At 46.5% G+C, this 20,858-nt stretch carries 20 protein-coding genes and 1 other annotated feature; all 20 genes read right to left on the bottom strand.

Going from position 1 to position 20,858, the window contains the following annotated elements:
* Window positions 1-58: 58 nt before the first annotated feature.
* The 20 genes from pyrE to sigG all read right to left on the bottom strand — a co-directional run bounded on the left by pyrE (window position 59) and on the right by sigG (window position 20,776).
* Window positions 59-688 (bottom strand): orotate phosphoribosyltransferase, encoded by a 630-nt coding sequence (pyrE, locus tag ACSW3C_RS03555; RefSeq protein WP_486561489.1) that lies wholly within the window; start codon window positions 686-688, stop codon window positions 59-61.
* Complete coding sequence (gene pyrF, locus ACSW3C_RS03550; protein WP_486560966.1) at window positions 688-1,398, bottom strand: orotidine-5'-phosphate decarboxylase; 711 nt, start codon at window positions 1,396-1,398, stop codon at window positions 688-690. Before pyrF ends, pyrE begins: the two co-directional genes overlap by 1 nt.
* A complete protein-coding gene (locus tag ACSW3C_RS03545; protein ID WP_486560965.1) occupies window positions 1,395-2,309 on the bottom strand; it encodes a dihydroorotate dehydrogenase in 915 nt (304 codons plus the stop codon). Before ACSW3C_RS03545 ends, pyrF begins: the two co-directional genes overlap by 4 nt.
* Window positions 2,306-3,082 (bottom strand): dihydroorotate dehydrogenase electron transfer subunit, encoded by a 777-nt coding sequence (locus tag ACSW3C_RS03540; protein ID WP_486560964.1) that lies wholly within the window; start codon window positions 3,080-3,082, stop codon window positions 2,306-2,308. The genes ACSW3C_RS03545 and ACSW3C_RS03540 overlap by 4 nt, the downstream gene beginning before the upstream one ends.
* Complete coding sequence (gene carB / locus ACSW3C_RS03535; RefSeq protein WP_486560963.1) at window positions 3,079-6,276, bottom strand: carbamoyl-phosphate synthase large subunit; 3,198 nt, start codon at window positions 6,274-6,276, stop codon at window positions 3,079-3,081. The genes ACSW3C_RS03540 and carB overlap by 4 nt, the downstream gene beginning before the upstream one ends.
* Complete coding sequence (locus tag ACSW3C_RS03530; RefSeq protein WP_486560961.1) at window positions 6,269-7,369, bottom strand: carbamoyl phosphate synthase small subunit; 1,101 nt, start codon at window positions 7,367-7,369, stop codon at window positions 6,269-6,271. Before ACSW3C_RS03530 ends, carB begins: the two co-directional genes overlap by 8 nt.
* The gene (locus ACSW3C_RS03525) at window positions 7,369-8,646 is read right to left on the bottom strand and encodes a dihydroorotase (RefSeq protein ID WP_486560959.1); all 1,278 of its coding nucleotides are present in this window, start codon (window positions 8,644-8,646) and stop codon (window positions 7,369-7,371) included. The genes ACSW3C_RS03530 and ACSW3C_RS03525 overlap by 1 nt, the downstream gene beginning before the upstream one ends.
* A gap of 1 nt (window position 8,647) precedes the next feature.
* Window positions 8,648-9,526 carry an aspartate carbamoyltransferase catalytic subunit gene (locus ACSW3C_RS03520; protein WP_486560958.1) on the bottom strand — a complete coding sequence of 293 codons (879 nt, stop codon included), beginning with the start codon at window positions 9,524-9,526 and terminating at the stop codon, window positions 8,648-8,650.
* Between the two features lie 200 nt (window positions 9,527-9,726).
* On the bottom strand, window positions 9,727-11,013 hold the full coding sequence (locus tag ACSW3C_RS03515) for a solute carrier family 23 protein (protein WP_486560957.1): 1,287 nt from the start codon (window positions 11,011-11,013) through the stop codon (window positions 9,727-9,729).
* Window positions 11,014-11,040: 27 nt separating this feature from the next.
* Window positions 11,041-11,580 (bottom strand): bifunctional pyr operon transcriptional regulator/uracil phosphoribosyltransferase PyrR, encoded by a 540-nt coding sequence (gene pyrR / locus ACSW3C_RS03510; RefSeq protein ID WP_248511823.1) that lies wholly within the window; start codon window positions 11,578-11,580, stop codon window positions 11,041-11,043.
* A 212-nt stretch (window positions 11,581-11,792) separates the two neighbouring features.
* Complete coding sequence (locus ACSW3C_RS03505) at window positions 11,793-12,707, bottom strand: RluA family pseudouridine synthase (protein WP_486560955.1); 915 nt, start codon at window positions 12,705-12,707, stop codon at window positions 11,793-11,795.
* Complete coding sequence (lspA, locus tag ACSW3C_RS03500; RefSeq protein ID WP_486560954.1) at window positions 12,707-13,183, bottom strand: signal peptidase II; 477 nt, start codon at window positions 13,181-13,183, stop codon at window positions 12,707-12,709. The genes ACSW3C_RS03505 and lspA overlap by 1 nt, the downstream gene beginning before the upstream one ends.
* 178 nt (window positions 13,184-13,361) lie before the next feature.
* On the bottom strand, window positions 13,362-16,121 hold the full coding sequence (ileS, locus tag ACSW3C_RS03495; protein WP_486560953.1) for an isoleucine--tRNA ligase: 2,760 nt from the start codon (window positions 16,119-16,121) through the stop codon (window positions 13,362-13,364).
* A gap of 79 nt (window positions 16,122-16,200) precedes the next feature.
* Window positions 16,201-16,414: a binding site (T-box leader), on the bottom strand.
* A gap of 51 nt (window positions 16,415-16,465) precedes the next feature.
* Window positions 16,466-16,972, bottom strand: a complete 507-nt coding sequence (locus tag ACSW3C_RS03490; protein WP_238084216.1) for a DivIVA domain-containing protein — start codon at window positions 16,970-16,972, stop codon at window positions 16,466-16,468.
* A gap of 89 nt (window positions 16,973-17,061) precedes the next feature.
* Window positions 17,062-17,838, bottom strand: a complete 777-nt coding sequence (locus ACSW3C_RS03485; protein ID WP_486560952.1) for a YlmH family RNA-binding protein — start codon at window positions 17,836-17,838, stop codon at window positions 17,062-17,064.
* Between the two features lie 71 nt (window positions 17,839-17,909).
* Window positions 17,910-18,197, bottom strand: coding sequence for a YggT family protein (locus ACSW3C_RS03480; RefSeq protein ID WP_486560951.1), 288 nt, complete (start codon window positions 18,195-18,197; stop codon window positions 17,910-17,912).
* Between the two features lie 26 nt (window positions 18,198-18,223).
* The gene (locus tag ACSW3C_RS03475; RefSeq protein ID WP_486560950.1) at window positions 18,224-18,667 is read right to left on the bottom strand and encodes a cell division protein SepF; all 444 of its coding nucleotides are present in this window, start codon (window positions 18,665-18,667) and stop codon (window positions 18,224-18,226) included.
* 2 nt (window positions 18,668-18,669) lie between these two features.
* On the bottom strand, window positions 18,670-19,356 hold the full coding sequence (locus tag ACSW3C_RS03470) for a YggS family pyridoxal phosphate-dependent enzyme (protein WP_486560948.1): 687 nt from the start codon (window positions 19,354-19,356) through the stop codon (window positions 18,670-18,672).
* Between the two features lie 70 nt (window positions 19,357-19,426).
* Window positions 19,427-19,672, bottom strand: a complete 246-nt coding sequence (locus tag ACSW3C_RS03465) for a PRC-barrel domain-containing protein (protein WP_486560947.1) — start codon at window positions 19,670-19,672, stop codon at window positions 19,427-19,429.
* 321 nt (window positions 19,673-19,993) lie between these two features.
* On the bottom strand, window positions 19,994-20,776 hold the full coding sequence (gene sigG, locus ACSW3C_RS03460; RefSeq protein WP_375709175.1) for an RNA polymerase sporulation sigma factor SigG: 783 nt from the start codon (window positions 20,774-20,776) through the stop codon (window positions 19,994-19,996).
* Between the last annotated feature and the right edge of the window lie 82 nt (window positions 20,777-20,858).

Below are 20,858 nucleotides of genomic sequence, written 5' to 3'. Positions count from 1 at the left end.
TAAAAAAGCGTTATGCCCTGTGAAAAGACATAACGCTTTGCATTCATTACATATTTTATTACAACAAGCCTTCTTTCAACTTTCCATGCCACGCCAGCAGTCCATCCATTGATTCATTGCTGATTGCGCCGCTTTCAACTGCAGCTTCAGCTAATGAACCGAAATTAGTCAAGCTTTTGTAGACGAGCCCCGCTTCAGAAAAAGCAGAATCCGCGCTTGCCAATTCATATGTAAAGATTGAAACGACACCCGTCACTTTGACTCCTTCTGACCGTAAAGCTTCCACTGCGTTCAAGCTGCTTCCACCCGTAGAGATCAAATCCTCGATAATCACGGCTTTGTCAGTTGCAGCCGCTTTCCCTTCAATTTGCTTGCTTCTGCCATGTCCCTTTGCTTTCGAGCGGATGTAAACCATCGGGAGTCCAAGGATGTCTGCAACCCATGCAGCGTGCGGGATGCCTGCTGTTGCTGTCCCGGCAATTAATGTAGTTTCCGGAAAATGAGTGCGGATTAGTTCAGCTAGCCCTTCCGCGATTTGTTTGCGGCCGGCTGGATCGGACATTGTTAACCGGTTATCGCAGTATATAGGTGATTGAATACCGGATGCCCAAGTAAAAGGATCGTTCGGGCTTAATTCGACTGCACCGACATTCAATAAAATTTTAGCAATTTCCTTTTGACTCATAATTAGTTCTGTCCTTTCCAAAGTGCGTTTATTAAGTCGTATGCCGCTTTCGGTTCAGCCGCTCCAGTGATGGCTCGCCCGACGACAATATGGGTTGATCCTGCAAGTCTTGCTTCCTCAGGCGTTGCAATCCGTTTCTGATCCTGCGTGTCTCCTTGCGGCAGACGGATGCCGGGCGTGACCTTCAGAAATTCTCGACCACAGGCTTCTGCGATGGCAGCTGACTCGTGGACTGAACATACTACTCCATCCAAACCCGCTGCTTTCGTCAATTTTGCATAGTGAAGAACAGATTCCTCTAGCGGCACACGGATCAGTTGCTCTTCTGCGACTTGCTTTTCATCTGTCGAAGTGAGCTGTGTGACACCAATGAGAGCCGGGCGTTTCAAGCCGGACGGCGTTCCTTTGTCCAAGCCTTCCAATGCGGCTTCCATCATCGTTTTTCCACCTGCCGCATGGACATTGACAAGATCAACGCCAAAGCCGGCCAGAACTTCCATAGCGGACTTAACGGTATTTGGGATATCGTGCAATTTCAGGTCAAGGAAAACATCGAATCCAAGCTCTTTCATTTTCGCTACGATGGATGGCCCTTCTTTGTAATAAAGCTGCATACCCACCTTAACGCTGACATCTCCATCAAACGGACGCAAAAACGCAAGCGCCTTTTCTGCAGAATCAAAATCTAATGCGATGATCGGGGATGTTTTCATAATCGATGGCTCCTTCCTACAAGTTCAGATAGTTGGCCAATGCCAAGATCGTCCAACTTCGCCGGCAATTCCTCAATGATGTTCGGACAAACGAAAGGATCGACAAAATTGGCTGTTCCAACAGCAACAGCACTCGCGCCTGCTGATAGGAAATCAATAACATCATCGACCTCCGAGATACCGCCCATTCCGATGATTGGAATTTTGACCACCTGGCTCACTTCATACACCATCCGGATGGCGACCGGTTTGACCGCAGGGCCAGACAATCCGCCTGTTCCGTTTGCAATGATCGGACGGCCCGTCTTATGGTCGAGACGCATTCCAATGAGCGTATTAATCATGGTCAGCCCATCAGCTCCGCCTTCCTCGACAGCTTTGGCAATTTCTTTAATATCCGTCACATTCGGTGATAGTTTAACGTAAACCGGCACTTTTGATACTTCTTTCACAGCCTCCGTCAATTCACGGGCCTGCACTGGATCGGTTCCAAAAGTAATGCCGCCGCATTTCACGTTCGGACAGGAAATATTCAATTCCAATGCCTTCACATTAGGAGCTGTCGAAATGGTTTTGGCCACTTCTACGTAATCCGCTGTCTCCGTTCCTGCCACATTCGCAATGATCGGAACATCAAACTGTTCGAGCCAAGGCAATTCATTTTCCATTACGCTTTCAAGACCCGGATTTTGCAGGCCGATTGCATTCAGCATGCCGGAAGCCGTCTCCGCCACACGCGGGGTCGGATTGCCGAATCTTGTCTCCAGTGTCGTCGCCTTGATCATTATAGCGCCGAGCTTCGATAAATCATAGAAATTCGCGTATTCTTTTCCGAAACCAAAGCATCCAGATGCTGGCATAACCGGATTTTTTAGCTCCAAGCCAGGAAGTTTCACTGTTAATCTGTTCATATGGAGACCACCCCCGCTGGAAATACTGGACCGTCCGAGCAAACTTTGACATAGTCCTGTCCGGTTTGTTCAGTTGTATGGCAAACGCAAGCGAAGCAGGCGCCAATGCCGCAACCCATCCGTTGTTCAAATGACAGAAACCCTTTTTTCTCCGAGTAAGCAGCTTGCACCGCTTTTAACATCGGCATTGGGCCGCAGCTGTAATACGTAGCAAAATCGTTATCCAATTGTGCCATCACATCCGTCACAAATCCTTGTGTCCCTCTTGATCCATCTACCGTAGCGATATACGTATCGCCCAGTTGTTTGAACTGTTCCTCATAGAAACATACCGCGTCCGTCTGGAATCCAAGAATGTGAATGCAATTAACACCTTTAGCCGTCAATTGCTTCGATAATTCATATAATGGAGGAACACCGATGCCTCCCCCAATCAATACAGCCGTTTCACCTTCAGCTGTTTCATCGACAGGAAACCCGTTTCCAAGTGGCCCCAGTACATTTACAGTTTCCCCGGTTAATTTGCTTGAGAGGAGCTTGGTACCCCGCCCTTCAGCTCGATAAATGATCGTCATCTGAAATGATTCTTTATCAATAGAGGCGATGGATATCGGCCTTCTAAGCAAAGGCTCCATTGTTTCCGATACGCGGACATGGACAAACTGGCCAGGGGAAGAGATTTCCCCGACCAGTTTTCCGGCTAATGTCAATTCAAAAATATGTTCGGCGATTTCAGCGTGTCGCACGACTTTCATTTGCTCTTGTATAATCATAGTACCACCTGTTGTTTTGGCATTTGGTCTGTCTGGAAGGACATCGATTCAATCACACGCAGCATGGCATCTGCCGTATCAATAGAAGTCAGACATGGAATTCCGTTTTCAACAGACTCCCTCCGGATTCTAAAACCATCACGCTCAGGCTGCTTGCCCTTTGTTAATGTGTTGATGACCAGTTGTGCTTCCCCTTTTTGGATCACATCCAGTAAAGTTGGACCTTCTGCCCCGATTTTTCCTACTGTTTTCACACTCATTCCGGCAGCTTCCAACACTTTCGCTGTGCCTTCTGTCGCTAAAATCCGGTATCCAATCTTGATGAATCTTTCAGCGAGGTCAACCATTTCCTCTTTATCCTTGTCAGACACAGTCATCAGCACCGAGCCGTATTCTTTAATTTGCATGCCGGCCGCAACTAGCCCTTTATACAACGCTTTTTCGAGTGTAATGTCTTTCCCCATTACTTCTCCCGTCGATTTCATCTCAGGCCCGAGCGTGATGTCCACTCTACGAAGCTTGGCAAATGAGAAGACCGGCACTTTCACGTAAACCCCGGCTGGAGCCTGGGCAAGCCCTGTCTTATAGCCTTGCTCTGTGATTGATTGGCCAAGAATGGCTTTCGTTGCGATGTTGGCCATCGGCAGATTTGTAATCTTGCTTAAGAATGGTACAGTCCGGCTAGAACGCGGGTTTACTTCGATGACATATACTTGGCCTTCCGAGATAACAAATTGAATGTTGAGCAATCCTTTGATGTTCAATCCGATTGCAAGCCGTTTCGTATAATCGACGATTGTTTCCACCATCGCTGCTGATAGGTTTTGCGGCGGATAAACGGCGATCGAGTCCCCGGAGTGAACGCCAGCGCGTTCAATATGTTCCATGATGCCTGGTATCAATACATTAATGCCGTCGCAAATGGCATCCACTTCAATTTCGGTTCCGGTCAAGTAGCGGTCGATCAGAACCGGATGCGCAGGGCTCGCTTCCACAGCATGTTCCATATAGTGGAGCAATTCTTCTTCCCGATAAACGATTTCCATCGCCCGTCCGCCGAGTACATAAGATGGTCTGACGAGTACAGGGTAGCCGATTTCATTCGCAATAACGACTGCTTCCTCAACAGATACAGCTGTTTTGCCAAGCGGCTGTGGAATGCCAATTTCACGAAGAGCCTTCTCGAACTTATCCCGGTTTTCAGCACGGTCGATATCTTCAAGGGACGTGCCGATAATGTTGACACCCCGTTCTTCCAAGGCGTCAGCTAGATTGATGGCTGTCTGTCCCCCAAATTGGACGATGACCCCTTCCGGCTGCTCCAAATCGATAATATGCATGACATCTTCAATCGTCAGTGGTTCGAAGTATAATTTATCCGATATCGAGAAGTCTGTTGAAACTGTCTCCGGATTGTTGTTGATAATGATTGCTTCGTAGCCCGCTTGCTGGATTGCCCATACTGAATGGACTGTCGCATAGTCGAATTCGACGCCTTGCCCGATCCGTATTGGACCTGAGCCCAGGACAACAACACTTTTCTTATTAGATTTTACGGATTCGTTCTCTTCTTCGTACGTGCCGTAAAAGTACGGCGTATCTGACTCGTATTCACCCGCGCATGTATCGACTTTTTTGTAGACCGGAATAATCCCATTTTCTTTACGGAAGTCGTAAACCTCCCGTTGCTCTTTATTCCACAATGCAGCAACCGTCACATCAGAAAAGCCCATTCGCTTTGCTTTATAAAGCACATCTGCGTTGAATGGAACAGCTTGCAATTCCCTTTCCATTGCCACGATCTTCTCTAGTTTCCGTAAGAAGAACAGATCGATCTGGCTCCAGTCATGGATCGTCTCGATTGTCACTCCGCGTCGCAGTGCCTCCCCGATGAAGAAGAGCCGTTCGTCTCCTGCACGTCTGATCCGTTTTTCGATCCATTCATCCGTCAGGTCATCTGCATGTTTCAATGAAAGGCCGAATTGGCCTGTCTCTAATGAGCGGACTGCCTTTAAAATTGATTCCTCGAATGTCCGTCCGATTGCCATGACTTCGCCAGTCGCTTTCATTTGTGTGCCAAGATTTCGCTTTGCAGATTCAAATTTATCGAACGCCCAGCGTGGAATCTTACTAACGATATAGTCGATCGTCGGCTCGAAGCACGCGTAAGTTGAACCGGTTACCGGGTTTTTCATTTCGTCCAATGTCAGGCCGACCGCTATCTTTGCAGCCAGCTTGGCAATTGGGTAACCTGTCGCTTTTGAAGCAAGGGCAGAAGAACGGCTTACCCGCGGATTCACTTCAATAATGTAATAGTTGAAGCTATGTGGGTCCAAAGCGAGCTGAACGTTGCAGCCGCCTTCGATTTTTAGCGCGCGGATGATTTTTAACGATACATTACGAAGCATTTGGTTTTCGCGGTCTGTCATCGTCTGGCATGGTGCGACAACGATGGAGTCACCCGTATGGATGCCGACCGGGTCGACGTTTTCCATATTGCAGACGACGATAGCATTATCGGCGGAATCCCGCATGACTTCATATTCAATTTCTTTATATCCAGCGATGGACTTTTCAAGAAGGCATTGTGTCACCGGGCTATATTTCAAGCCGCTAGTGACGATCTCTTCTAAATCTTGATCGTTGTAGCAAATACCGCCTCCTGTACCGCCCAATGTGAAAGCTGGTCGGACGATGACCGGATAGCCGATTTCCTTTACAAAAGCCTGGGCTTCCTGCAAGTTATGGACAATTTCACTTTCCGGCACCGGTTCGCCTAATTCATTCATGAGCGTGCGGAACAAGTCGCGGTCTTCCGCTTTATGAATCGCATCCAATTTAGTGCCCAGGATTTCAATGCCGAGCTCATCCAAGATACCCGATTCTTGAAGTTCAATCGCCATATTGAGCCCTGTTTGCCCTCCGAGTGTCGGAAGTAGTGCATCGGGGCGTTCCTTGCGGATGATACGGCTGACAAAGTCGAGCGTAATCGGCTCAATATAAACTTTGTCCGCAATTTCCGTGTCTGTCATAATCGTCGCCGGATTGGAGTTGATGAGAATGACACGGTACCCTTCTTCTTTTAAGGATAGGCACGCTTGTGTTCCTGCATAGTCGAACTCAGCTGCTTGGCCGATGACAATCGGCCCTGAACCGATGACGAGGATCGTTTGGATGTCTTGACGTTTAGGCATTGAAATTCTCCTTTCGAATGCTGGCATTCATTAAATTGGCGAAGCGGTCAAATAAGTGGCTTGCGTCATGTGGACCTGGTGATGCTTCAGGATGGAATTGGACCGAGAATACTCGATCCGCTTCGTTGCAGATTCCTTCGATCGTTCCATCATTCAGCGCCCGATGTGTAACCGTAAGCGGAGTCGAAGCGATAGAAGATTCCTCCAGGACATAACTGTGGCTTTGGGAAGTCAATTCTGTCCTTCCTGTTGTCAAATCCTTAACGGGATAATTCCCGCCGCTATGTCCGTTTTTCATCCTCTGGATTTTTGCTCCGTATGACATGGCAAGTAGTTGATGGCCAAGTCCGATACCAAAGATTGGCGCCTTCCCGATAAGATGCTTAATCGTTTGTGCCGCCCCTTCGACATCTTCTGGGTTGCCAGGTCCGTTCGACAATAAAATTCCGTCCGGCACGAGCGCAAGTATGGCTTCAGTAGAAGTGTTATACGGCACGACAATTACGTCAAAATTACGTTTGTTCAACTCCCGCAGCAACCCATGCTTCAAACCGTAATCGATGACGACCACACGCTTGCCTTGGCCAGGGCTGGAATATGGCTTCTTGGTCGAAATGGAAGCAACTTGATTTACCGGGACTTCATATGCCTCGATTTCACGGTTGGCTACAACAACATCCAACTCTTCACCTGCCGCTGTCAGTTTGCCTTTCAACGGGCCCTTTTCACGCAGCAAACGAGTCAGCTTCCGTGTATCAATTCCTTGGATGCCAGGGATCCCTTTTAACGTAAGAAGGTCGCCTAACGTCATGGTGCTCCGGAAGTTGGATGGCTCGTCGCTATATTCCCGGACAACGATTCCGTTAATTGCAAGTTCGATCGATTCATAATCATCACGGTTGATGCCTGTATTTCCGATCATTGGATACGTCATAACAACAATTTGGCCATAACCGGATGGGTTAGATATCGCTTCCTGATAACCGGTCATTCCTGTCGTAAAAACCGTTTCACCGATCGATGCCTGATCTGACCCAAACGCTTCTCCTTTGAAAACTGTTCCGTCTTCTAACACAAGATATCTTGTTTTCATCATTCCTCATCCTTCCAGACGATTTTGCCTTCAAAGATTGTTGTTGCCGGCCATCCGAAACATGTCCAGCCGTCAAATGGCGTATTCTTCCCTTTTGAAATGAACGTAGAACGGTCGATGGTCTGTTCTTTATTCAAATCAAGCAGGACTAGATCCGCTTTAGCTCCCACTTCGATTGTTCCATATGGTAAGCCGAATACACGAGCTGGTTTCACTGTCATCCAATCTACTAATTGTTTCAAAGTCCATTCGCCTTTCTTGACGAAGTGCGTATATAACAGCGGGAAAGCTGTCTCAAATCCTGTAATGCCGAATGGTGCCTTCGCGAATCCTGCTGCCTTTTCCTCAGCCGTATGAGGAGCATGATCTGTCGCAATGAAATCGATCGTCCCGTCCAGCAATCCTTCAATAAGCGCGTCGCGATCTTCGCTACTTCTTAGCGGAGGGTTCATCTTCCAATCCGCGTCATCTCCCGGAATATCGTCTTCACATAGCAATAAATGGTGGGGAGTGACCTCAGCCGTCACGCGCACTCCCGCCTTTTTCGCATCCCGGATGACTCTCACTGATTCCTTTGTGCTGACATGGCATACGTGGTAATGTGCGCCTGCCGCTTCCGCCAGCAGAATATCTCTTGCGATATGCACAGATTCAGCGATGGAAGGTATGCCTGTTAAGCCAAGTTCTTTGTTCCGTTTTCCTTCATGCATGGAACCGCCATAAATTAACGTGTTGTCTTCACAGTGAGCGACAATAGCCATATCCAGTTTGGCTGCATCCTGCATAGCCTCGTACATCATGCCAGCCTGCTGGACACCGACGCCATCGTCAGTGAAGGCAAATGCTCCTTCTTCTTTTAGTGCTGCCAGATCTGTCCGCTCTTTTCCTGCTTCCCGAATCGTAATGGACGCATAAGGCAACACACGAATATGTGCTTTTTCACGAATGAGCGAATTGACATGCGCCAGATTTTCTTTCGTATCAGGAACGGGTCTCGTATTCGGCATCGCACAGATTGTTGTGTAGCCCCCCTTGGCAGCTGCAAGTGTTCCGGAATCAATCGTTTCCTTATGCTCGCCGCCGGGCTCACGCAAATGAACATGCACATCGATGAATCCTGGAGCCGCCCAAAGTCCTTCACCTGCGATGACTGTCGCATCCTGCCGATCTAAATTCGGACCAATCTCGCAAATTACATCGCCATTCATTTTTATGTCTGCCGTAACGGCAACTCCTTCATCATTTATCAGCTGGACATCTGTTAGAATCGTATTCATTTCATTGTCTCCCCCTTGATATCATGTCTAGAATTGCCGCTCTTACGTAAACACCGTTTTCAACTTGCTTGAATATGCGGGAACGTCCGCATTCAATTAAGGAATCTGCTATTTCTACATCTCGATTGACTGGTGCCGGGTGCATGATGATCGCTTTTTCTTTCATCATCGACTCCCGTTCAACAGTCAGTCCGTACTGTGCATGATAGCTTTCTTTCGTCAGTGACGTTTGCTCATCATGCCGTTCATGCTGAACCCGAAGGAGCATGACGACATCACTTGTTCTAATGACTTCATCCCAACAATCCAGACAGTCAAACTCTCCAGCCCACTCTGGTGGGCAAAGGAACGTAACTTCCGCGCCAAGCCGTTTCAGGGCATCGGCATTGGAACGGGCTACCCGGCTATGGGCAACATCCCCTGCGATCAATACTTTCAAGCCTTCAAAACTGCCAAACTCCTCTTTGATCGTGTACAAGTCTAGTAAGGACTGCGTCGGATGCTGGCCGGAACCGTCACCCGCATTGATCAATGAAACATTGACGTTGTCGAGCAGCGGCTCATAATAGCCATCTTCCGGATGCCGGATAACCAATGCATCCAAGCCGATCGCTTCCAACGTTTTCACCGTATCATAAAGGCTCTCTCCCTTTAATGCACTGGAGAATCCAGGTTCGAACGGAAGGACATCAAGACCCAGTTTCAACTCCGCCATCTCGAAACTCGTTTTAGTTCTTGTACTAGGTTCGAAAAACAAATTACTGATTATGTATGGAGATGGTGTTTGACGAATCCCATATTTCTTGAATTGCTCTGCACGTTCCAGGATCATCATGATTTCGTCAGTTGAAAGATGTTTCATAGATAGTAGATGTTTCATTTTTGTTCCCTCCTATTTGTTCAACCTTTGCCTGATTTGTTGTTTCGTTATATGTTCCATGCTTACGAAAAAAACGAGCTTTTCCAGTGGTGGAAAGGCTCGTTTAAAGAGACGGCACTGCCATTTCCCTTATTAAGGGGCATATGACTCCGTCAATCGAACCTTTCCTTGCCTCTCTGGACAATGTTAAAAGGTCTTACTTATTCAGTTTCATCCATCATAGTTTCGTTCTTTCTCCCTGGAAGCACAAGGTTCAAAACCACACCGACTATCGCTGCGAGCGCCATGCCCCCTACTTGGAAAGTTTCACTAATGTGGATAGAAGCACCCCCTACACCAATGACAAGGATGATTGAAGCGATAACCAGATTCCGTTGTTCTCCAAAATCCACCTTGTGATCGACCAGCATCCGAAGTCCGGATGAGGCGATGATACCGAAGAGGAGAATGGACACGCCGCCGAGCACCGCTGTCGGGATTGTTGTGATGGCTGCCATCACTTTACCCATGAAGGAAAACAGGATGGCGAATACAGCTGCGCCGATAATCACATAAACGCTATATACTTTCGTAATCGCCATAACTCCGATGTTTTCACCGTAAGTCGTTTTCGGAGGTCCGCCGAGCAATCCGCTTATGAATGTCCCTAATCCATCACCGAGTAATGAACGGTTCAATCCTGGGTTTTTAATAAAATCCCGTTCCACAACACGTCCGAGGACGAGCTGATGTCCAATATGCTCAGATATGGTTACGATAGCGATCGGCACCATGATGGCGAGCAGTGTTGGCGTGATGACGAATTCATAATCGACACCTGGGATCAGGAAATCAGGAATTTGAATGAAATCCGCTTTTTTAATCGGTGCAAAATTGATGATACCGATTTGCCAAGAATACAAGTAGCCAACAACAATTCCGATCAATACTGGCATCAGGCTGATGACGCCTCGGAAAAACATCAGGCAGATGATCGATGTCAGCAGCGTAACAAGTGCTGCGGAAAAATGTAGAAGACTGTATGTTTGAACACCGTCCACTTCAATCATACTGGCCATTTGCACTGCTACCGGCGCTACGCCGAGCCCGATTACCATAATGACCGGTCCTACGACAACCGGCGGCAGGATTTTCATAATCCAGCGATAGCCGGTTTTCCAGATGACCAGCGCCACTAGTGAATAGACCAGAGCAACAAATAAACTGCCGATCATAGCGCTTCCTATACCACCAGAGTTCGTCGCCGCAATAATTGGTGCAATGAAAGCGAAAGATGACCCTAAATAAGCGGGTACTTGAAATCTTGTGACCAGAACGAAGACCATTGTTGCAATTCCGCTCGTCAACAAGGCGATGGCGGGGCTTAATCCTACTAACGTCGGCACTAATATTGTTGCTCCGAACATGGCAAACATGTGTTGCAAGCTAAGAACCAACCATTTGCCCGCTTGTGGTCTTTCATGTACATCCAATACTTTGTCGCTCATGTTCCTGTACCTCCGTTACCCAATTCTCTATTTAATGTGTATAGTGACTCCGTCTTTGCCGTCTTCTTCATTGACATTGACAACAACGCGCTCTTCGCTTGATGTCGGGATATTCTTTCCGACAAAATCCGGCCGGATCGGCAATTCACGGTGGCCCCGGTCTACAAGCACTGCAAGTTGAATGGCGGCAGGCCGGCCTAAATCCATAACCGCGTCCATCGCGGCGCGGACTGTTCTTCCCGTATAGAGAACATCATCCACAAGAATCACTTTTTTATTGTTAACGTCGTGCTGAATATCTACTTGGTGCACTTCCGGTTCCTGGCTTTCATGCTTGAGCTGCAAGTCATCCCGATATAACGTGATGTCTAATTCACCCGTTAGAATTGGCCGGCCTTCGATCTGTGCTATCTTGTCCGCAAGACGTTTTGCCAATACTGCCCCTCTTGTTTTAATTCCGACTAGAATACATTCGTCAATTCCCCGATTCCGCTCAATAATTTCATGTGCAATCCTTGTGACAGCTCTTGCTATAGCTTGTTCATCAAGAATATTAGCTTTTTCCACCAAATCGCACCCCTCCGATTGTTCTATTGATTTCATAAAAAAACCCTCCAGCCATTTATGGCGGGAGGGCATACGTACAGAAAAATTCATACACGAATTGCGCGCAGCAATTCTACTGTACTTCCGTGCAACCTTCCCAGCCTCTCTGGACTGTCTTTAAAGGTATCGCTATTCATTTGCTGTGATTAGTATACTGCCATCTATTTCCGAAGTCAATGTTTTTCTTCTCGCATTTTTTCGAGCAGTTGCTGGAAGTCCTCCGGCAATGGCTTGGAGAATTCCATATATTCACCCGTTGAAGGATGATCAAACCCGATGATGCCGGCATGCAGAACTTGTCCGTTGAAGTCAATTGTCTTCTTCGGCCCATACTTCGGATCACCTGCCAGCGGGTACCCAATATATTTCATATGCACACGGATTTGGTGAGTCCGGCCTGTCTCTAACCGGCATTCTACTAGAGTGAAATCACCGAAACGTTCGAGTACTTTAAAATGGGTCACTGCATGCTTGCCATGATCAACAACCGTCATACTTTGACGGTCTCTTGGGTCGCGGCCGATCGGTGCATCAATTGTGCCGTTATCATGTGGAATATGGCCATGCACAAGCGCGGTATAGACACGGGTCACGGTCTTCGCCACTAATTGATTGACTAGCGACACATGTGCCTTATCGTTCTTCGCTACCATTAAAAGACCTGATGTATCTTTGTCAATCCGATGGACAATACCAGGGCGCAGGACGCCATTAATGCCGGATAGATCCGTACAGTGATGCATCAATCCGTTTACGAGCGTACCGGAGAGATGGCCTGGCGCAGGATGGACGACCATGCCGCGCGGTTTATTGACGACTAGTACATCGCTGTCCTCATAAACAATATCCAAATTGAGATCCTCAGCTACGATGTCCAATTCCTCAGGTTCAGGCTCCGTAACTGTTACGACATCACCCTGTTTTACTTTCATATTGGGTTTTACGGTCATGTCATTTACTAAAACAGCCCCGTCCTTCACCCACTGTTGAATTTGCGTGCGAGACCAGTCTGGATTATAGAGGGAAAGTGCTTTATCAATCCGATTCCCTTCCAGCTGCTCTGTTATTTGTATTTCGTGTTGTTCCATTAAGACACCTTTTTCTTATTCTTTTTTTCTTCCGCTATGACATGAATGATGATTAATACGACACCAATCGTTAATGCGGCATCTGCCACATTGAAAATCGGGAAATCATAGTTAATAACTGGAATGAGAACGTCCACAAAGTCGACAACTTCCTTGCGCCAAATCCGGTCTATGAAGTTTCCAATGGCACCACCGAGCAGAAACATGAGGCTGACGGCAAACAGGCGATTCGCTTTGCCTTCCTTCTGGAAGAAATAAATGATGCCCACTACAACCAGCAGCGTCACCACATAGAATAGCCACATTTGTCCCTCCAGCATCCCCCATGCCGCTCCTCGGTTCCGGTGCGATAAGAGCCCGATATAAGGGTCCCAAATAGTAATTTTCTCACCAAGCTCCATATTTTTCACAACAAGCCATTTTGTCAATTGATCCAGCAGGATGACTATAATGGCAATTCCGTAGTAAATAACCACTCGACTAAACCCCCGTCCGACAGATTCTGATTCATTTTACCACAAAAAGAAGGAGGAAATGAAATGTGAGTCAAAACAAGATCGGTATATTCAATAATTCTTCATCCAAAAAACGGCGGAGGTCCTGATCGGTTCCTCCGCCGTTCCTTGTAAAATTAGTTTATTGCAGCTGCTATTCTTACACGTAGTATGTTTTCACGACGTTTGCGCATCGTGCACAAAGTGCCGGATGGTCAGCATCCGAGCCGACTGTTTCAGAAATGGTCCAGCATCTTTCACATTTCTCGCCGTCTGCCTTCTCAACTAGGACGCTTGCGTTATCCAATTGCAAGGAAGCCTCTGGCATTTGATCCATCGCCCCTTCTTCAAATTGGGAGACGATGAAAAACTGAGCCAAATCGATATCTCCAGCATCCAAGATTCCTTTCATCTTGTCCGGCAAGGCAACCGTCACTTTCGCTTCAAGTGATTTTCCGATTACTTTTGCATTCCGTGCCTCCTCTAATGCTTTCAATACATCATCACGAACGAGCATCAATTTTGCAAATCGCGCACGAAGCTCTTCTGCACCTTCAACCTCTAGGCTTTCCGGCATATCGACTAATTGAACACTTTCTTCCTGGACGTGCTCCAAATACGCCCACATTTCATCTGTAGTATGCGGAAGAATCGGTGATAACAGTTTTAATAAAGTGACAAGCGATTCATACATAACCGTTTGCATCGCACGGCGATGTGGATGATCTTTCCCCTCGATATAAACAACATCTTTCGCAATATCAAGATAGAACGAACTCAATTCATTTGTACAGAAGTTATTTACAGCATGATAAACATCTGCAAAATGGTATGTTTCGTAAGCATTATGCACTTCATTGATCAAGTCTTGCAATTTCACATACACGTATTGATCGACCGGCCGCAAGTCTGCGAATGCTACGCTGTCAACGGATGGATTGAAATCTGACGTGTTGCCATGCAAGAAACGGAGTGTGTTCCGGATTTTACGGTACACTTCAGATACTTGCTTGAAGTTTGAATCAGATACCCGGACGTCCGCCGTATAGTCGACAGAGGAAACCCATAAGCGTAAAATATCCGCTCCCAGCTGATTTACAACTTTCGCTGGAACAATCGTGTTGCCGAGGGATTTACTCATTTTCCGGCCTTCGCCGTCCAATGTGAAACCATGGCTCAGCAATCCTTTATAAGGTGCGATGCCATTGATGGCAACACTTGTCGTCAAGGAGGAGTTGAACCAGCCTCGGTATTGGTCAGACCCTTCCAAATAAAGATCCGCAGGGTAGACAAGGTCATCGCGCTCCACTAAGACACCTTGGTGTGTTGAACCGGAATCGAACCAAACGTCCATGATATCCGTTTCTTTCGTAAACTGTCCATTCGGGCTGCCTTCGTGCGTGAAGCCTTCGGGAAGAAGTTCTTTCGCATCCCATTCAAACCAAATATTTGAACCATGTTCCCGGAACAATTTTGCTACATGTGCAATCGTTTCGTCCGTAATGATCTCCTGGCCATTTTCCGTGTAGAATACAGGGATTGGAACACCCCAGACGCGCTGACGGGAAATACACCAGTCTCCACGGTCACGGACCATGTTATAGAGACGTGTTTCGCCCCACTCCGGTGTGAACTTCGTATTGCGGATCGCTTCGAGCAATTCACCTCGGAAAGATTCGATGGAAGCAAACCATTGCGCAGTTGCACGGAAGATAACAGGCTTCTTCGTACGCCAGTCATGCGGATACGAGTGAGTAATGAAAGAAAGTTTCAAAAGCGCGCCGGCTTCATCCAGTTTCTTCGTCACTTCTTTATTTGCATCCTCATAAAACAACCCTTCGAATCCAGGAGCTTCATCCGTCATGACACCACGGTCATTAATAGGTGAAAACGCATCGATTCCATATTGCTTGGAGACATAAAAATCGTCTTCCCCGTGTCCTGGGGCTGTATGGACACAGCCAGTACCCGCTTCAGCTGTGACATGCTCTCCTAACATGACGAGAGAATCACGATCATAGATTGGATGTTTCGCAATAACACGATCCAGTTCGGATCCTTTGATTTCTTTTAAAACTTCGTATGTTTCCCAGCCAATATCCTTCGCCACATGTTCAACGAGGTCTTTGGCAAGCAGGAACTTTTCTCCACCCGTCTCGACGACAGCATACGAGAATTCAGGATGCAATGAAATTCCTAGGTTAGCAGGAATTGTCCATGGCGTCGTAGTCCAGATGACGATTTTCACATCTTCTTCTACTACTCCACGGCCATCTTTGATCGGGAATGCAACATAGATGGATGGTGATTTCTTATCTTTATATTCAATTTCCGCTTCAGCAAGTGCAGATTCACTGGATGGAGACCAATAGACTGGCTTTAGGCCTTTGTAGATATAGCCTTTCTTCGCCATCTCGCCGAACACTTCGATTTGTCTTGATTCGAACTCAGGCTTCAGCGTGATGTACGGGTTTTCCCAATCGCCACGCACACCGAGCCGCTTAAACTCCGTACGTTGGTTATCAATTTGGCTATATGCATAGTCTTCACACATTTTCCGGAATTCCGCTACAGAAAGCTCTTTCCGATTAACCCCTTTATTGACCAATGCCTGTTCAATTGGAAGGCCGTGAGTGTCCCAGCCCGGAACATAAGGTGCATGGAAACCGGACATCGATTTATAACGGACAATCATGTCTTTCAATACTTTATTCAGCGCATGCCCCATGTGGAGGTCGCCATTTGCATATGGAGGCCCATCATGTAAAACGAAGAACGGACGACCTTCTGTGCGCTTTTGCACTTTTTTATAAATGTCCATTTCTTCCCACTTCTTCTGCATTTCCGGTTCTTTGTTAGGCAAATTGCCACGCATCGGAAAATCCGTCTGCGGCATGAGCAACGTATCTTTGTACTCCATCAAACTTCCTCCTCAATTGTTTTAAATCATATTTGTAGAAACCGCATCGAGCCCGAGAAACAAAAAATCCCCGTCCCCAAAAAGGGACGAGGAATGAATCTCGCGTTACCACCCTAGTTGCAATGGACTATTTCCCATTGCCTCTCAGTCACCGTAACGGGGTGTACCGGGATTGCGTTTCTTCAATCCGGCTCCAGAGTGATTTTCGTCTCCGTATCGACGTCCGGGCTTCCACCAACCCCGGCTCGCTATGCGTGAATATCGGAAAGTACTGTCTCTTTCAATGCCTGTCGTTCATTATATGCACATTATTATAGTTGTGAATGAAAAGAAAAGTCAAGCTTTCATTCCTGATCAGCAGCCGCTTCGAGCTTTTCTGTATCTGGAACATATTCCATCAAGCGATCCCAATCCTCAGTCTTGATTAAATCAAGCTGCGCTTCGATGAGCATTTTGAAACGGTTTCTGAAAACTTTGGACTGCTTTTTCAAATCTTCGATTTCCAGAGCGATCCGGCGTGCTCTGGAAAGTGCCTCGTTAACAATCCGGTCTGCATTCTTTTCCGCTTCTTTGATGATCAGCTTGGATTCTTGCATTGAATTGCGTCTCACATCCTCAGCAGCCTCTTGGGCAATAAGGATGGATTTTTGGAGCGTTTCTTCAATCGAGTTGAAATGCGAAATCTGCTCCTTCGTTTCTTTCAGGTCACTTTTCAATTTCTTATTCTCATCCAAGACATTTTCATAGTCTTTCATAATCTGTTCCAGAAACTCGTTCACTTCATCTTCATCATATCCGCGGAATCCGCGGCTGAATTCTTTATTATGTATGTCAAGTGGTGACAGTGCCATCTAGTGGATCTCCCCTTTCAGGTATTCTATTCTATTATACATACTGGCAGGAAAGAAAGCAGTAGTTTTTCGCGCGATTGTCTGAAAAATCATTCTAACTTACCAATATTCAGACGAATTTTGTCCTTCTTTGTCCTGCCTTCAATCGTCAAAATTTTAAAACGGCCTGCTCCCCTGATCGAAATCATATCCAATTCATTGACCTCAAACGACGTTTGATCCCGGGTCGTCCAATTGACTTTCACCTTTTCTCCGTGAATCAATGCAGCAGCTTTTTGTCTTGCACAATTCAGCAAAGAAGCCACAATGACATCTAGTCGAAGCGAACTGACGATATGCAAACTTTCCAGCCATTGTTCGGTCGATGCTAACAATTTTTCCGGGTTATCGACAAGATCCAGCCTGACTTTCGAGCGGCCGACTGAATCAAAATTGGCTCGCAAGTAATCCTTCATCTCATTTGCTGCCGCCAGCTGTGCCTGTCCATCTTCAATTAGAATATCACCGAACTTTGACCGGTCGATGCCAAGCGCCATTAAAGAACCTAAGACATCACGATGCTCCAATTGGACAAACTTGGAGGGATAATGAATTTCAAAGACTGAAATCTGGTAATCCTCTGGTGTAGGCTCATAATAATCGGGATATAGAAGGACACGCTCCCTCTCCGCTTCCCGGAATCCTCCATCTGAGGAAGATAGCAATCCAGCCCCTTGTGAGATCGTCTGCAATATAAAACGCTGCCTTGGATCTAAAAATCCCGTAAGCTTCGGAGAATACGTATTCTCTACTTCATTAACCCAGCCAGACGCCATTTCGATGAAAGGCTGTTCATCTTTTCTGAAATGCTGAATAATCGAATCCATGTCGAAACTCCTTTTTGCTCTCTATATAGAAAAATCCTCACCCAATTGTGAGGACTGTACAGCTTTATCCCTTAGATTACAGCACTTAATATGATCGTGAAGACCTGCGCTAGGCCTTGTCTAATAAGGCTTAGGGCAAACAGCGCCACCAAAGGTGAAAAATCGATCATGCCAAAAGGCGGGATGAATTTACGGAAAAACCCTAAATACGGTTCAGCAATTTTCCCAAGCCAGATTCCGACCTTAGTTTCCCGGGAAGCAGGCACCCATGACATTAAAATATAGATCACAAGCAGAATACTGTAAATGTTAATACCATACATTATAAGTTGAAATAGTTTATATAGTAACACGGCCATTATGACTGTCACACCTCATTTAAATTCTATCGTTCAAAATAATCGGTTATGGAGCCGGCTACTTCGACGTTTTCAGGGACGCATAAGAAGATGTCCGTGCCGATCCTTTGGATGTCGCCTCCGAGTGCGTAGACGGTTCCACTTAGGAAATCGACAATGCGGACGCCCTGATCTCTTTCGATCCGTTGCAGATTGACAACGACAGCGCGCTTGTTCTTTAAGTGTTCGGAAATATCCTGTGCTTCGGCATACACCCGCGGCTCCACCAAAATGACTTTTGAGGATTTTTGAATGCTTTGCAAGCTCACAATATTGCCAGTCGGCTGAGGTTCGTTTGCAGTCTGCTTTCTACTATTCACACGTTTAGGAGGTTCCTGCACTGGTTGCTGCACTTGGACGGAACGTTCTTGCTCAAATTCCTCTTCGTCCTCTAAATAGAACCATTTCTCGAATCTTTTCTTCATGCTCACTGTTATCCCTCACTCTCTGTCCCGACTAATGCGGTTCCGATTCTGACATGAGTCGCGCCTTCTTCAATTGCAATCGTATAGTCATTCGACATGCCCATTGATAACAATTTACATGGCGCATGTTCAAGCTGCTTTTCTGCCAGTTCATCACGCAGCTCCCGTAACGAACGGAAAACGCGGCGAATGAAATCTGTATCCTCGGTAAAAGGAGCCATTGTCATTAAGCCCACCACACGGACTTTATCATACACAGCAAGATCTTCTAGAAATGTACCGACCTCATCAGGGGTTAAACCGGATTTGCTCTCTTCCCCTGAAACATTGACCTGCACGAAGCAGTCGACCGGTTGATCCGCCCGTTTCTGGATCTCTTTTGCCAAGCCTAAGCGATCCAAGGAATGCAAATAATCAATTTCATTTATGAAATCCTTCACTTTTCTGCTTTGCACATTTCCGATGAAATGCCAGATGACATGATCTGTAATCGACTGCCGCTTTCCTAGAAGCCCTTCAGCACGGTTTTCGCCTAAATGGACAATTCCATCCGTGATAACTTCCTTTGCCCTTTCAGCAGAAACCTGCTTTGTCACCGCGACAACTGTAACGTCAGACCGTTGGCGTCCGCTTCTTTCACAAGCAGCTATGATTTCTTGTTCGATATGATCCATTCGACTCTTGAGTGCGTCCATACAATTATCACTACTTTTCTTCTACTTTGCTTTATTGTATCAAGCAAACACGCACATATCAACGTTTAGCTTATCCGTTCTCACTTTTCCTTCCAATTAAAACAATATCTTTTCCGATCGTTACCACTTCTGCATACTTGACCTGTTTCAAATCTTTCATTTTTGAATCAGAAAAAAACGAACGCTCTGCACCCCCTACATGCAGTGAATCTACCTTACCACTTTTAATATCAATCGTTGCGTCTTGAACAAAACCTAAGAATGATCCTCTTCTCACTTCAATGACTTCCTTCTTCTGCAAATCGGTAAATTTCATTGCCTCTCCTCCCTTCTTACTAAGATATGAAAGGGACTGCAAAAAAAGCAATAGGTCAAGCATTAGATCATAAAAGAAGGTCCACATAACTGCTGATTGTGATAGTAAAGGAGCAAAAAATGATTTCAGGATAATGACAGCATCTCAACGAAAGGAGCAAACAGAGCTGTGTCCACTCCAAAGGGCGTACCAGGTGGGTATAACCGTTCCTATATTACGCATACCTATTAGACAGCATGGCAGTTGCATGTGTTCCCATTCTGCTGCAAGATAGGCAAAAAGACGATTGGAATCAATCCAACCGCCTCCACCTTGCTATTTTCATTTTTTGCTTTCCATGCCATCACGTATAATTTTGATTGCATTCTTCTCAAGACGGGAGATTTGGGCTTGAGAGATGCCTAATTCCTTTGCAATCTCCGTTTGTGTCTGCCCCAGATAGAACCGTTTTGAAAGTATCAGCTGCTGTCTTTCACTCATGCCGGATACTGTTTCTTTCACAGCTACATAGGTGAGCCATCGTTCTTCCGAAACGGTTTTGTCCTGCAACTGATCCATAATGAATACCGGGTCGCCTCCATCGCTGTTCATCGGCTCATGAAGTGACATTGGATCTTGTATGGCATCCAAGGCAAATAAAATATCATCTTCCGGGATGCCGGTCGCTTCAGCCAAGTCCGATATCCGAGGTTCTTTTTGGTGTTCGTTAATATATTGCTCTTTTGCCTTGATCGCTTTGTAGGCAATGTCCCGCAAGGATCGGGAAACACGGATTGCATGATGATCACGCAAGTGCCTCTTGATTTCTCCGATGATCATCGGAACTGCATATGTTGAAAACCGGACGTTATGTTTCAAGTCGAAGTTATCAATCGATTTCAGCAAGCCGATGCACCCGACTTGGAAAAGGTCATCCGCCTGTTCACCGCGATATGCAAAGCGTTGAACGAGGCTTAGTACTAATCGTAGGTTTCCGACGACAAGTTCTTCCCGAGCTGATTCGTCACCGTTTTGAAGCCGAATAAAAGTTTCTTTCATCACTTCGTTCGACAGTAAAGGCAAGTTGGACGTATCGATACCGCAGATTTCCACTCTAGTACGCATCATTCGCTTTTCCTCCGCTTTCTGTAGATGACTGTAGTGGATAGTTTGTCCTCTGAATTACAGAATATGCGAAAAAGGGAAG

Source organism: Sporosarcina sp. AD_1 (assembly GCF_057373025.1).
This window is presented reverse-complemented; position numbering and strand designations above follow the sequence as displayed.

What these genes read in the sequence shown, in the direction of transcription:
- pyrF (WP_486560966.1), bottom strand. Translation starts at nt 1,398, where the DNA reads ATGAAAACATCCCCGATCATCGCATTAGATTTTGATTCTGCAGAAAAG.
- ACSW3C_RS03545 (WP_486560965.1), bottom strand. Translation starts at nt 2,309, where the DNA reads ATGAACAGATTAACAGTGAAACTTCCTGGCTTGGAGCTAAAAAATCCG.
- ACSW3C_RS03540 (WP_486560964.1), bottom strand. Translation starts at nt 3,082, where the DNA reads ATGATTATACAAGAGCAAATGAAAGTCGTGCGACACGCTGAAATCGCC.
- carB (WP_486560963.1), bottom strand. Translation starts at nt 6,276, where the DNA reads ATGCCTAAACGTCAAGACATCCAAACGATCCTCGTCATCGGTTCAGGG.
- ACSW3C_RS03530 (WP_486560961.1), bottom strand. Translation starts at nt 7,369, where the DNA reads ATGAAAACAAGATATCTTGTGTTAGAAGACGGAACAGTTTTCAAAGGA.
- ACSW3C_RS03525 (WP_486560959.1), bottom strand. Translation starts at nt 8,646, where the DNA reads ATGAATACGATTCTAACAGATGTCCAGCTGATAAATGATGAAGGAGTT.
- ACSW3C_RS03520 (WP_486560958.1), bottom strand. Translation starts at nt 9,526, where the DNA reads ATGAAACATCTACTATCTATGAAACATCTTTCAACTGACGAAATCATG.
- ACSW3C_RS03515 (WP_486560957.1), bottom strand. Translation starts at nt 11,013, where the DNA reads ATGAGCGACAAAGTATTGGATGTACATGAAAGACCACAAGCGGGCAAA.
- ACSW3C_RS03505 (WP_486560955.1), bottom strand. Translation starts at nt 12,707, where the DNA reads ATGGAACAACACGAAATACAAATAACAGAGCAGCTGGAAGGGAATCGG.
- ileS (WP_486560953.1), bottom strand. Translation starts at nt 16,121, where the DNA reads ATGGAGTACAAAGATACGTTGCTCATGCCGCAGACGGATTTTCCGATG.
- ACSW3C_RS03490 (WP_238084216.1), bottom strand. Translation starts at nt 16,972, where the DNA reads ATGGCACTGTCACCACTTGACATACATAATAAAGAATTCAGCCGCGGA.
- ACSW3C_RS03485 (WP_486560952.1), bottom strand. Translation starts at nt 17,838, where the DNA reads ATGGATTCGATTATTCAGCATTTCAGAAAAGATGAACAGCCTTTCATC.
- ACSW3C_RS03480 (WP_486560951.1), bottom strand. Translation starts at nt 18,197, where the DNA reads ATGGCCGTGTTACTATATAAACTATTTCAACTTATAATGTATGGTATT.
- ACSW3C_RS03470 (WP_486560948.1), bottom strand. Translation starts at nt 19,356, where the DNA reads ATGGACGCACTCAAGAGTCGAATGGATCATATCGAACAAGAAATCATA.
- ACSW3C_RS03465 (WP_486560947.1), bottom strand. Translation starts at nt 19,672, where the DNA reads ATGAAATTTACCGATTTGCAGAAGAAGGAAGTCATTGAAGTGAGAAGA.
- sigG (WP_375709175.1), bottom strand. Translation starts at nt 20,776, where the DNA reads ATGCGTACTAGAGTGGAAATCTGCGGTATCGATACGTCCAACTTGCCT.